This is a genomic window from Acinetobacter nosocomialis NIPH 2119 (assembly GCF_000368085.1).
Classification (GTDB): domain Bacteria; phylum Pseudomonadota; class Gammaproteobacteria; order Pseudomonadales; family Moraxellaceae; genus Acinetobacter; species Acinetobacter nosocomialis.
On record NZ_KB849239.1, the window covers coordinates 661480 to 675003 of the forward strand.

The 13524-nt window shown below is 37.1% G+C and carries 11 protein-coding genes; 5 read left to right on the forward strand and 6 right to left on the reverse strand.

Annotated features, from left to right (window positions below):
* Positions 1-6: 6 nt before the first annotated feature.
* The 6 genes from F984_RS07135 to sbnA form a co-directional block, all read right to left on the reverse strand.
* Complete coding sequence (locus F984_RS07135) at positions 7-780, reverse strand: HpcH/HpaI aldolase family protein (RefSeq protein ID WP_004708192.1); 774 nt, start codon at positions 778-780, stop codon at positions 7-9.
* Positions 773-4300: an IucA/IucC family protein gene (locus F984_RS07140; protein WP_004708194.1), complete on the reverse strand. Its 3528-nt coding sequence runs from the start codon at positions 4298-4300 to the stop codon at positions 773-775. Before F984_RS07140 ends, F984_RS07135 begins: the two co-directional genes overlap by 8 nt.
* Positions 4297-5502, reverse strand: a complete 1206-nt coding sequence (locus F984_RS07145; RefSeq protein ID WP_004708197.1) for an MFS transporter — start codon at positions 5500-5502, stop codon at positions 4297-4299. The genes F984_RS07140 and F984_RS07145 overlap by 4 nt, the downstream gene beginning before the upstream one ends.
* Positions 5503-5505: 3 nt before the next feature.
* Complete coding sequence (locus F984_RS07150; protein ID WP_080631609.1) at positions 5506-7146, reverse strand: IucA/IucC family protein; 1641 nt, start codon at positions 7144-7146, stop codon at positions 5506-5508.
* Between the two features lie 71 nt (positions 7147-7217).
* Positions 7218-8231 carry a 2,3-diaminopropionate biosynthesis protein SbnB gene (gene sbnB, locus F984_RS07155; RefSeq protein ID WP_004708200.1) on the reverse strand — a complete coding sequence of 338 codons (1014 nt, stop codon included), beginning with the start codon at positions 8229-8231 and terminating at the stop codon, positions 7218-7220.
* Positions 8232-8252: 21 nt separating this feature from the next.
* Positions 8253-9257, reverse strand: coding sequence for a 2,3-diaminopropionate biosynthesis protein SbnA (gene sbnA / locus F984_RS07160; protein ID WP_004708202.1), 1005 nt, complete (start codon positions 9255-9257; stop codon positions 8253-8255).
* 603 nt (positions 9258-9860) lie between these two features.
* On the opposite strand from sbnA, the gene F984_RS07165 reads away from it, so the two are divergent.
* The 5 genes from F984_RS07165 (at position 9861) to F984_RS07185 (ending at position 13517) form a co-directional block, all read left to right on the forward strand.
* Positions 9861-11096, forward strand: coding sequence for a mechanosensitive ion channel family protein (locus F984_RS07165; RefSeq protein ID WP_002048675.1), 1236 nt, complete (start codon positions 9861-9863; stop codon positions 11094-11096).
* 310 nt (positions 11097-11406) lie between these two features.
* A complete protein-coding gene (locus tag F984_RS07170) occupies positions 11407-11658 on the forward strand; it encodes a hypothetical protein (RefSeq protein WP_002048677.1) in 252 nt (83 codons plus the stop codon).
* Between the two features lie 412 nt (positions 11659-12070).
* Positions 12071-12541 carry a hypothetical protein gene (locus F984_RS07175; protein WP_004708205.1) on the forward strand — a complete coding sequence of 157 codons (471 nt, stop codon included), beginning with the start codon at positions 12071-12073 and terminating at the stop codon, positions 12539-12541.
* Positions 12542-12702: 161 nt separating this feature from the next.
* Positions 12703-13077 carry a hypothetical protein gene (locus tag F984_RS07180; RefSeq protein WP_004708206.1) on the forward strand — a complete coding sequence of 125 codons (375 nt, stop codon included), beginning with the start codon at positions 12703-12705 and terminating at the stop codon, positions 13075-13077.
* Between the two features lie 158 nt (positions 13078-13235).
* Positions 13236-13517 carry a hypothetical protein gene (locus F984_RS07185; protein ID WP_004708208.1) on the forward strand — a complete coding sequence of 94 codons (282 nt, stop codon included), beginning with the start codon at positions 13236-13238 and terminating at the stop codon, positions 13515-13517.
* Positions 13518-13524: the final 7 nt, after the last annotated feature.

Consider the following 13524-nt stretch of genomic DNA (forward strand, 5'->3'; position numbering starts at 1 on the left):
GAACAGTTATGAGTTGTCCTTAAAGGAATTTAGATGGTTTTGATGGGCACGGCGTATAATGCTGCGGTCATCCCCGAGTACAAAAAGCTGAACAGATCGTTGTTTCCACGCCGCGATATCTTCAGGTTGTCGAGGAATGGCGCAGAAATGCTTTTGACTATTTTTAGTCTTTAAATACATCTCTTGAACTTTTTCTTTCACTTTTGGATGGCTAGTTTGCCACGGCATTCCCATCGATTGAGAAAGGTCGGCAGCACCTTCCAGAATAATATCGATACCTTCAACTTTTAATATTTCATCAAGTTGTTCCAGACCTTCCAAGCTTTCAATCATGGCAATCACAACAGTATTATTTGTTGCTTGTTGAACAAAACTCGCTAAATCATCCATGCCATATCGATTTAATCTTGTTGAGTTGAGTCCTCTTTGCCCAAGCGGCATATAGTGGCAATTGTTCACAGCCTCTTGCGCCTGTTTAGCATTTTCAATACGTGGGAAAACAATGCCTGTTACCCCTGCATCGAGCAGAGGTAGTACGAGGTGGATGGCGTTTAACGGCACCCTCACAAATACATCAAGAGGCATGGCTCTAGCAGCTAAAATCATGGTCTCGACTTGAGACGTACTAAATAAAGTATGTTCCAAGTCGATAATAATAAAGTCGTAGCCCGCAAGTGCCAGTTGCTCGACATTAATCGGAGAAGCTACGGAACAAAATATTCCGTAAAGCATCTCTCCATTTGCTATTCGTTTCTTAAAAGAAATCGAATGCTTATTCATATTCAATTTCCTTTATGAGGCTAAGCGGGTTCGGCGTGGTTTGTACTCTTAAGCGAATTTCCGGAAGGAAACGGCGGCTTGCGAGCTGTTCAATATCGATGGTGTCATCTGTAAAGTTAAAAAATTCATATCGCTCGGCAAACTCTGGGTGAGCTTCTTTATGTTGATTGATGATAGTTCTTAACATAGTCCAAAATTTGATTTCATCGAAGTCATAATGTTCATTTAAGAAAATTGCTAACTCGGCCAGATTTACAAACCAAAGCGCATCTTGAGTAAAGTCTCTGAGCTCATTTGGAGAGTGGGTTTCCAAGAACGAGTTCGGGTTAATCTTGGCATGTTCTTTAGGTGCATCTTGCAAGTTAGGTAAAAGATTCGGCTCGCGTAAAAGATGACGACTAAAACGAATTCCATCGTGGAAATCTTTCAATGCAGCTTTGACTGGTAAACCATTTTTATGAATCAGAACCATATTTTGTGCATGTGACTCTAAAGCGAGGCCGTGGCACCATAAAATATGCATGATTGGTAAATAAGCATTGGTGAGTAATTTTTCTAACCAGAACTCGATACCGTACTCTTGAATCCAATCATCAATGAGAGGTTTTTGGTCAATATCGAGTTGCATCAATCCTGTTACTGGCGTTGCCGATTCACCTTCTTTTAAGTAGCTGTAAATACTTTCTCGCCAAATGCAGGCGAGTGCGCCGTATTGAACAGGAAGGGCAATCGGCTGATTCACTGAAAGACCGCCAATCTCTCTTAAAATAACAGGCTTGCGCTGTTTTTCTAAAATATGGTCTTGCTCAACAATGTTATACAGCCAGTCACTCATTTTTGCCGCATTTTGAACGGTATGTGATGCCAATACGCGAGAGGTCGAGGTATTGACCAAATTCATTGCCAACTTAAGAGAAAGCGCCGAGATATCACTAATATTTGATAAAGTTCGAATCGACTGCTGTGGTAAATAAGTTGGACCTTCAATATCTAACAGAATGATCAGTTGGTTGCTAATCGCATCTTGATAATACAATTCAATAATTTTATCCCACTGCCACGGATGAATTGGGGTGAGGATATAATCTTTAAAATCTACATTTTGCTCTTTCAATTGCTCATTAATAGTTTTTAGATCTTTTTCTGAAAAATGCTGTTTATAAAGCTGATCTAGGTTAATGGTTTCGCTTAAAACCAGCTTGCACAAACTATTATGAGTCGCCGCCCATTGAACCGTAAAACCTTCAGAAAGCTCGGGTGCATATTTCTGGTTTTCTTTTAAATCGAAGCCGATACGTGACTTAAAGCTTGGGTGATATAAATGCGCGTTGGTAATTCGAGCTTCTTGTTCTAGGTAAGGCAAAGTTCTTAAAGGCTGAGCAGGCGCTTGGCTTAAAGTTTGCGCATGTTTAACGTAAGTTAAATTGAGTTCATCGTTAAAGTTTTGCCATCTAACTGGGTCAGCTTCAATAATATTTTTTAGGTCAACAAGTAGCGTTTTTAAGGTAGGGCGAGTTTCAGTGCTTAAAGTAATATCAGAACGGACTAAGCTCGAAGGATCTAGCTTAATTCGTTTAAAACTAAAATGTCGTTTGGCCGCGCAGGTATAGAAAACGGTATCGGAAATATAGAACTTGATTTGACCTTTAGAAAACTCGTATTTAAAAGTATTTTCAAAAATGAGTGCTTCTAATAATTGGCCCATCACGCGATTTTCCGCGAGGGTTTTATAATTGGTTTGTTGGGTTGGTTGAAGAGGGCAAAGCGCTTCTGCGCCGCGATATTTATAAATAGGGTTTTCAACTTCAATCCAGATAGGATTGCCACCACTGTGGTAAAGCGTATTTAACATATTTGCCTTAATTGGTAATGTGAGTGAATGAATTAATAAGTCGCGGTACTGCTTGCCTTTGGCAGTAAAGTTTTCTTGTGTGAGGGTAAGACGGGTGGCTTGCCAAAGTTGAAATTCTTCAATGGCCGTAACTCGCGAAATTGCGCTGATGAGATGAGCAATGTGATTGATCACGAGGTAATATTTTAAAAAGGTCCAAGCATCTTTTTGAGAGAACCAAACAGTACTATCTTCAGAAATAGATGAGTCGTCTTCTATCATTTCTGGAATAATGCTAATGCCTTCCATGTCTCGAAGAATAAGGCGATGCGGATAACCGTTTTTAAATTCCATTAAGCTGTTTTGCATATGCGCTTCTACGCTAATACCTTTGTTTGCAAACAACTCAATTAATGGAATGAGCGAAACTTTAATGTACTGTTTCCACCAAAAAGTAATGAAGTCTTTGGCATCGTTCGATTGTAAGTTTTGATTTGGTGCTGCTTGTTGGATAAAGCTTAAAAGTGGGATTTCATGGTTTTCGTTTTCTTCAACCAAGCCGCCTAGCATTCGGGTATTTTCTAATACATCTGGCGTGAGTCCTGCTCTATAAATAATGCCAAATGAACTTTCAAGCTCTGGGATTTTGACTGTTTTTGCCTCTAACTCTGGCAGAATCAAAAGGTCGGGATATTGCTCATTAATCTTGTGATTAATAATAATTTTGCTCGCATCAATGGCACGTTCCATTTCATCCATTGGGTTATTACGAATGAAACTGGTAATTCGAACATCAATAGAGAGTTTTAAGAATAGGTTCGATTGAGGTAACCATACTGTACGAACAGATGAGGTCGGCCATACGGTTTGACCTAATGCGCCTAGATAGATCACGTCTTGGCTGTCTAAATATTTCTTTAAAGATGGATGTTGAAGTAAGAAGTTGGCTTGCCATGGGTGGGTGGGCATGAGTTCATAGTTTGCGAAGTTTTCTTGTAAATGGTCTTTTGCAGCTTCTAAAACTTCCTCTTCAATACAGTGAGATGGCTGTTCTTCACTGACCAGTTTTTGGATTAAAGAAGAATGAATTGCAAAGTAGTGGAGTTGGAAACTTGCACCTAACTCAGGGCTATACTTTTTCATGTCCTCTTTAGAAAAACCTAAGTTGGCTTTAGAGGTCACATGAAAAGGGTGCCCATATAACATGCCTTGCTCAGTAGCCTGAAAACCACTTAACGCTTTAGTTACTGTTTGGTAAGGCTTATTTTCTAAAAAGAATTTTGTGTTCTCGATACTATTGGTAATATCGGAGTACAAATTCTTATTTTGGTTTTTATCTTTAAATAAGCTATTCAGTTCATCTGTAATCAGCCTCACTAACTGCTTAGGGTCGGTGAGCGAGTCAAATGTATTGTCGTTTAAGTTTTGCAGAACAAAACCACGTTGATATCTATGATAACCAGTGGTGGATAAGTGCTGAACTGCGCCATAAGCAACCGTGTTAGATGCATGAAATGTATAAGCAAAACATAGCGTGTCTGGTTGCTCTGCATATAGGGTGAATAAAGGAGAGCCTTGAGTTGGAATAATGCATTCTTCAAGATTCACTTTGAGTTCACGAAAGAAAGTATTCAGGTACTGTTCGAAAAGTTTATAAGACCATGCATCTGTTGTAATAATTGAGTTCATTCTTGTGCCTCTTTTAAAATTGTATCCATTAAGAATCTGTTCAAAATCACCACTAATCCCGCACCGATAAAAAATAGTGAGGTGCAGATTAATGCCGCGGTAATATTGAAAAATGAGTAAGTGAGCGTGATGGTGATTGGGCCAATAAGTTGCCCTAAGACAAAGGCACTGTTAGAAATACCAATCACTTTTCCTTGGCTTTGAGCGCCAGCTTTTAGAGAAATTGTGTGTAAGATCGAAGGAATAAGGGCTGCAAAGCAAAAGCCTTGTATGAGTCGTAATACAAGAACGAGCCAGATATTCGAAACCCAGATCAATGCAAAAATCGTGATGCCGCAAATTAAAGATGCGTAAACAAAGTTATTAAAAGAGTCTCCTTTATCATCATTTCTTTTTCCCCAATAGGTCGCAGCAATAAAGGCTGCTCCCCATGAAAGCGCATGAATGGTTCCCGTTAAACTCGCGGCAGATAACGAAGAGTGACTGCTTTGACTTATTTCGCTAATGTACAAAACGAAGCAAGACACCAAACCAAAGCCGCCCGCTTGAACTAAAATGCCAGCGCTTAACCATGAAAAAATCGTTCTATCAAAGAAAGCTGGAAGCTTAGATTTCTCTTTGGTTTTTGTGACCTCTGCTTTAACGGGATTGGTTAATACAAATGACGCAATCAAAATTAAGGTCATCACAACAAATGCTGTCGCGTTGAGTAATACTTCAACCCGCCATTGATCCATAAATATCCCGCCGAGCACGGGACCACATAGGCAAGCTAGCGCAACACTACTTTGTAGTTGCCCAAAAGCGGCACCACGTTGTTGCTCGTTGGAAAGATATGAAACATAGGCATTTAAAATTACGGAAAGACCGCAAAAGCCGAGTAAAATTCGCGCGAAAATAAACAGGTATAAATGCTGAGCACTCGCCATGAGCAGTATTGAAATACAGAAACCTGCCAGAGAAAGTAGCAAGGCTTTTTTATGGCCGAATGTGTCGGATAGGTGTCCCACAATCGGTGCTGTAAATAAGCTGCCAATAGCCGGAGCCGCGAGTGCTAAACCTGCCCAGATAGTAGGAGCACTCATATGTGCCGTCAGTTTTTCCATATAGAGCGGCATGATCGGAATAAGTACCATGAGCCCAAAAGTGGAAAAAAATTGACAGAGCAAAATAATGAAATGATCTAGGCGAGATGAGCGCATGATTTAGATATCCATGGTCTCATAGCTAGAAACAGATAAGCTGTGATAAGGGTTCGGCGTACTTCCGATTTTACTTGGCATGCCTGTTGAGTCGCTTTCTTGCGCAAGTAAAGGCGCAAGGAGCTGTTTGAATGGCCAAGTCTTATTGTCGAAAAGATAAGTTTGAATTTGCGATTTTGTTTGTTCTGAAATGGGTTGGGTTTCTACAAAATCTTGAATAATGTCTTGTACCATCTCCCAAAAATCGCTTTCAGTTCGATCCGTATATTTCAAGGCAGCTAGAGCAATTGGGTAGAGGTTAATTTGAATCCCTAAGGTAATGAAGTAATTAAATAAGTCTTCATTTTTAGTAAAGATAAGATTGTTCGGCGTGCTGGTATCAATGCTATAAACCGGAGGTGTAAAACCGCTTTCTTCAATGGCTGTGGTACATATTCTTAAGGTATCGTGGTCACGCAAAATAAAGCATTTCAACTTATTATTTTCATAACACACCATAGTGTTTTGCCCGTGGCATTCAGGCATGATTCCTTTTGCCCAAAGCGTTAAGAATGTTTGAATAAAATGAACACTTAAGTCTTTTAGTAATGACCATTTGTCACCTTCAACGCCTAAAGTTTCCCATGGGTCGACATAGGTACAGCTTAAAGCTGACATAGTGATTGGGATGACGTTTTTGACTTGGCAAATATTCGGTAAATGTCGGACTTGGCAGCCAATCACCCCTAAATTTTTTACAATCGGCTCTTGTTTACCCAGCACCCACCAATGTGTTTCATTACTCAAAAAGAGGCGATTTTTTATTAAAGCAGTTTCATTAATGACGTCATTTAAAAAATCATAAGCCGTATGCCCATTCATTAAATAACGGCCCGGCATAGAGCGGATCGCACCTAATGTTTTGGCATTGGTCGAGAGTTTTAAATGCAGAGTAGGATTTGCATTGTGAATAAGGGTTCTTAAAGAAGATGTCGGTAAACCAATGGTGGTGACATGGTTTAGGTCAATACCTTCATACTTATTTTCATCAAACTTTAAATAGCGATGTTGAGTCTCTAGCAAAGGCAGGGCTAAGTAGTCCTCTGAAAGCTGACCCATTTTGTTAGTAATAAGACTTTCCTCAACTTCTGATAACAGAAGCTCTTTGTGAGGAATCGACTTCATATTGTTGATCACGTCATCTTTCTTAAAAGCCCACCAATACACCTCAATTTCTTTTTGAGTTGTGAGTGGGGCAAGTTCACCTTTTGAGTGAGCGAACGGATGAAATGGACGATCAGCGACCAGCGATAGCAGCTCACTTTTGATTAAAGGTGAAGAAAATGAAAGTGCTGACTGTAAAATTTGAGGAATTTTTTCAGCCGTTACTAAGTTGTCTAGCCAATAATTAATTGCTTTTTGATGGTGTGGTGACGGCCACCAAGTTGCTTGAGTTAAATAGTTAAAAACTTCAGAAATAGAAATTTTAGAAGTTGTATTGCTCAACAGGTTATGAAGCAAAACTTCGGGTTGGGTAACATAGAAAGGATTTACACCATCTACTTTTAAACAGTTGAAATAGAGCTCCAACTCATCATTGAGAGTAATTGCCAGATAAGGCTTTTTATAGGAAATATGATCTTTAAAATCTCCATAATTCTCCATGTAGAGTGCATCTATCGTTTTTTGTAGTTGTGCTGTGTAAATCCGATCTAACATTTTAGTTATTCCTATTCTTATAAAAGCGGTAGAACCGTGCCAACGTTTTGTACTTGTGCAGCATTGAAGAACCATTTAGCGCAGACAATATCGTCAATCGCCATACCCATTGGGTTGAGCAAAATGATTTCATCTTCGTGTTCACGGCCGTTTTTATGACCAATAATGATGTCGCCAAGTTCAGCATGCAGTTTTTCACGACTGAACAAGCCATCTTCAACCAACACGTTGATGACTTTCTTTTCTCGGTTTGATTGGTCCCAGTCATCTACAATCACTTTGTCTACTTTTAAGAAGACTTCAGGCTCAATATCCATAATTGAAATGTTTGAAACAAAGCAGCCTTTTTTAAGCCAATCAAACGGAATGTAAGGCTTATCTGAAACTGTGCAGGTAATGAGGACATCGGCTTGCACAATTGCAGACTTAGCACTGTCATGAATTTCAATTTCTAGATTTGGATATTCTGATAAGAACAATGCTTTGAGTTTTTCAGCTGCTTCAGGGTTTACATCAAATAAATGTATTTTTTTCACTTGAGCGTATTGCTCAAGTACCGTCTTAATCTGCATTTGAGCAATTGGACCGCAGCCAATTACGGTAATGTCTGAAAAGTCCTTTTTCGCTAAATACTTAATAGAAACACCCGTAATTGCCGCAGTTCGCATGGCACTGATGAGGCTGCCTTCCATCACTGCAACCGGATAATTTGTTTCTGAATCATTTAAAACAATCAGTGCGCTGGCACGCGGAATATTGAATTTTTTAGGGTTATGTTGTCTTGAACCAATCCATTTGATTCCGGCAATCGGGTCGTTGCCACCTAAATAGCAAGGCATTGCAATAATACGGTCCGCAATATGGTCTGCACCTTGCCAGCGAAGATAAGGTTTTAAAGGTTGTACAAACTGTTTATTTGCATGCAGGGTTAAACCTTCAGTAATCGCTTCAATAAATGAATTACTATGATTTGCGCCAAGATTTAATAAATCTGATTGACTTAAATAGCGAAGGGTAGCCAAATTGCTCATGAATATGTCCTAAGGAGAAAGTTAAACAACATTTTGTAAAGTAAGGTTTTCTTGACGTCGTAAGTTTCGATTGAAGTGACGTTTCTTGATCATTTCGAACCATTCATCTTCATAAACAAGATCGAGATAGCGGTCGCCGCGATCAGGCAGCAGCGTTAAGACGCATGAACCTTCGGGAATGGTTGGAATCAGTTTTTTTATGGCTGAAATGGACGAGCCGCTCGAACCGCCTGCAAAGATTCCTTCATGTTCAAGAAGTTCTCTACAACCGAGTGCCGATTCATAGTCATCTACATAAATGACATCATCAATTTCATCGGGGGAGAGTAGTGGTGGGACTGTACTTGCCCCAATGCCGGGAATTTCGCGTGGACCAGATGTGCCGCCGAACAACACAGAGCCGACGATATCGACTGCGATCACTTTTAATTCTGGAAATCTTTCTTTAAGGCGACGAGATACGCCCATAATTGTGCCGGAGGTACTTGCCCCGATCACGAGGTAATCAATCTTGCGATCTATTTGATTTAAGATTTCTTCTGCTTCACCAAAGTAATGGCTTTTCCAGTTGTTTGGATTGGCATATTGATTAATCCAAACCGCATTTGGCAGTTGTTGGCAGAGCCGTTTTACGGTGTCAATTCGGGTTTTTAAATATCCGCCGTTTTGGTCTTTTGCAGAGACCATTTCGATATTGGCTTTATAAAGTTTCAGCATTTGTAGGTTTGCTGAGGCAATTTTCGGGTCAATAACGGCAGTAAATTTTAATCCATATATTTTGCAAGCCATTGCAAGTGCAATAGCTAAGTTCCCTGATGAACTTTCAACAATATGACTGTCTTTATTAATCACTCCAGATTTCAGGCCTTCCTGTAGCATGAATAATGCTGGACGGTCTTTAATGCTTCCTCCTGGGTTTAACAATTCCATTTTCGCAATCACTGAGACTGATTGATGCGTGAATAGCCTTGATAGTTGTAATAGTGGCGTTTTACCTATGCATTCGAGAATATTTTCATGGATCATGGCAGATCTTCTCAGGTTTTTATGTGTTGTAAATGATAATTATTATTAATTAAATTATTATTACGATTTATTCCAAGATTGTTGCTGTTTGTAAAGAAAAAACAGGGGGAGTTATAGGAATTTTCACTAATTTTTTTGTTCTAATTCTTTGAATAATAAAATCTATATTTTACAAAAGGTTAAATTAATAAACTTTTTAAATATAAGCAGATAGGCAGGAACTTACTATTTTATAAAAATTAATCACAGTGAAAAAATAAGTGAGTTGACGAAAAATGAAAAAAATAGGTAATGAGGAAAGTTTTTCCATTCATAACTCTTCATACCAAGGTAAGTTTATTGAAAAAAAAAGCTGTAATTTGATAAAAAGAGCACTTCTTATGAAGGAGCTAAGTAGATAAAGCAGTGTTGAATAACTAGTCTTATTTTAAAAATGAAAATCTACTTATTGCCTACTTGAATCATTTTTCTAAAAATTAATCTAATTTAGCGATTAAGTATTATAGACGTGTTGTATTTATGACGACATATGTAAACAAGCCTTAATCTATAACATACGAACACTTTAAAATTATTGAAAATAAAGTTGTAAGGTGTAAGGGTTTGGATTTTTTTAATTATTATCGTGATCTTCAAGCTGAGTTAAGCAACTATCCTTGGCTAGAAATGATAGTTTCACTCACAATTTTGATTTTATTTGCTGCGTTGGCAAACTTTATTGCTAAGCGAATTATTGTTAGGGGAATCCGTCATTTAGTGACTAAAATCAAGTCACTTAATCAATCTGTTTTTGCTCAGCATAGTGTTATTAAGCGATTTGCCAATATTGTGCCAGCCATTGTGATTATGAATGGTATTACCACTGTTCCACACTTATCTGAAAAAGCCATTGCTTTGGTACAGATGGGCGCACAGGCATTTATTTTCCTGACTATTGCACTCACTATTAGTGAATTATTAAATATATTTAACTTAATCTATCAGCGTAATCCAAAATCTAGAAATAAGCCGATTAAAGGTTATTTACAACTGGTTAAACTCATCATTTTTGTTGTTTGTGGTTTGATGATTTTAGGTACCTTCCTTAAAAAGGATGTATTTACCTTACTGGCTGGCTTCGGTGCGATGGCAGCCGTATTAATGCTGGTATTCCAAAATACCATTTTGTCATTGGTCGCGAGTGTACAAATTGCTTCTTATGACATGGTACGTATAGGAGACTGGATTGAAATGCCATCGTTAAATGCCGATGGTGATGTGATTGATATTTCATTGCATACAGTCACAGTCCAGAACTTTGATAAAACCTATACCACCATTCCAACCAATAAACTCGTAACGGACACTTTTAAAAACTGGCGCGGTATGAGTAATGCCGGTTGTCGCCGTATGAAGCGTTCTCTTTATATTGATCAAACTAGCGTTCACTTCATGACTGAAGAAGAGCAGCAAAAACTTAAAGATTTTCTATTATTAGATCAGTATCTCAATGCCAAGCAATCTGAAATTGAAGAATTCAATAAGCATTTAGGAAGTCAGTCACGTTATAACAAAAGACGTTTAACCAATATTGGGACATTCAGAGCATATGTTGAATTCTATTTACGTCAGCATAAAGGCATTGCTCAAAACCAAACTCTTATTGTTCGTCAATTACAACCGACGAGTGAAGGTCTACCTTTAGAAATTTACGCTTTTACCAATACTACGGCGTGGGTTTCTTATGAAGCAATTCAGTCTGATATATTTGATCATCTCATCGCGATATTGCCAGAGTTTGGCTTAAGAGTTTATCAGGCGCCTTCAGGCCATGATTTTCAAAAACTAACAGTAGAATAACCAAATAGAAGAATGCTATCTTTTTTTGATTTTTCAAATAGATAGCATTCTTTTAATAATTTTATACATTAATTAATAATTATTTTTGGAAAATTATTATTAAATAGCGGTATAAATTGACTATACCAAGTTATGTGCGTTTGATAACTTGAAAAAGATTAATTTTTAAGCAAACTCGATCTATAACTTTTCAGGAGTAAGGCTTAAGTAACAATTTTGACACTTTGAACAAAGAAAATACTAAATGTTTAAGAATAACAAACAATAAAGTTGCTTTACTAAAATTTGTTAGGTGAGTTGGAGTGTTTGAATGGCTACAGCAATAGAGAACCGAGCTAGACAACTTAAAAACGCAAAACGTGGAGGATATGCGCCAACCATTGCCAAAGATGTAAACAAACACAAAGTCCAAAAACTAAGGAGAGCTCTAGACGAAGCCCGGCGATATGTGAGTGAACTAAATGACGAAACCATTATCTTTGACGATCAAGACGCAAGGCAAAAGGCTGAAGGAGCCAAAGCAATAATTGAAATGTTTGAAGCAGCTTTAAGCGGTGCATGAGTACCATCAAGCTAAAACATAAATTATAAAAGACCTTGCTGAAGACACGGTTAACTTTTCAGTCCCTCGACTAAAAACTCGTTATTCAGCAAGGCAGCAAATAAAAAATAATTCAAAAATTTCTATATTCTATTTTTAGATAAGACAGCACAAAAAATATAAGTCAAATAATATTATTGATGAGCTTAATTTTTTTCAGAAAATTATTACCAACTATAAAATCTTTCCGCGCATAAAATGCGACGAATTTTGCACTTTATTTAATTGCTGTGGTTTATTATGGAAGGCAGTTTCACAACCCTCTTATTGATTACATTTGGTATTTCAACACTTACATACTGCAATAATATATCCATCATACTTCCCTAAAAATCTGATCAATCACCAAAGTCAGAATAAGAGGGAAGGAACCATGCCAAAATTTCTAATAATCGCCGAGAAGGTGTATAAAAAATTCGAAGAAGATAAATTGTTCTCTGATAACCTGATTGAACAATTAAATAATTTGGTCAGCATTATTCGAAAAGAGATAAAGGGAACCCCCTGTAAACTCAAATATAATTTTATAGACTTTGAAGAATGTCTAAGTAAACCCTTAAATGAATGTTCAATTAAACTCGACATGAGCTTAATGCCTAAATATAAAAATAAGGGTGAATATATTATGTGGTTAGCAAGCTTTATTGAAAGAATTACAACAGGTGGTCAGCCAAAACTTCCACCACTTTCAAGTATTGTACCTGCTGACTTTAATACTAAAAAAGAACCTCAATCCGTACTTGAAAGTAAAAAGGCAGTATCAGAAGAAAATGCCAAGATGATCGTGAACTATTTTAATTCCGAAGAGTATAAAAAAAATAATAAAAAAATAAATCTGGTTTAAAACCTATAAAAGTGTGTGTCCACCGCACTTTTATAATTGCTGATAAATTTCAGCAACCGCCTTCTGGGGCGGTTTTCTTTTATATAATTTATTTACTTTATTTGATGGTGACAGTCTTATAATATGCACTTTTTAATTATAATAAGCGAATATTACATATTATGAAATTACGATTTTTTATCTTGGGTTCACTTATTTGTACTAACACTACGGCGGCACCAAACACAAGCTTTGAAGATGAATATTATAGTCTTTTAGAAAAATTCCATATAGCTCAAGCACAAAGAGATGCTTTTATCAAAAAGAATGCGAATAAAAATTTAACCAGTTCGCAAAGGAAAAAGCTAGATTCAATAGAATGTAGCTATATGCAATCCGAATTAAAATATAATGAATTTCTTATTTCTAGATTTAAAGAATATAAAAATTTCATGAAAAGATCTGGTCTAGTAGTAGCTGCTGATAAAGAGTTAATTCAAATGGATATTGATTCTTTAAAAGAAGAAATAAATGGTCCTAATGGAAAGTGTAAATAACTATAAGCACCGATAACGGTGCTTTTTAAAAGGAATTTTTTTATTTTCAATACGATATACATTACATACTTAAACAATTAGATCATAAAAAAATCCATAACTTATCTGTATAGCATGTTAAGTTTTTCTACACATATAAATTATAGAAGGACTGAAACATGAAATGTTCATATCAAGATTTGGATGGAAACAGTGTTGAAATAACTTGTGAAAGTTACATACATATACCATCAGGTGCAGGAGTAAACAAAATAGCCGGGAATAATCGGTCGGCAGACCTAATACATATTACCGAAGATTTCAGTTTTTTTAAGAAAACACAAGCAGATTCAATACCCATCTATCGATTTGCTGTTGATGATAATTGTAATGTTTTTAATAGTGATGAGTTACCAGCTTTGGCACAGATTGGAACAAATTGGAAGGTTTTAGATGAATAGTTTTTAA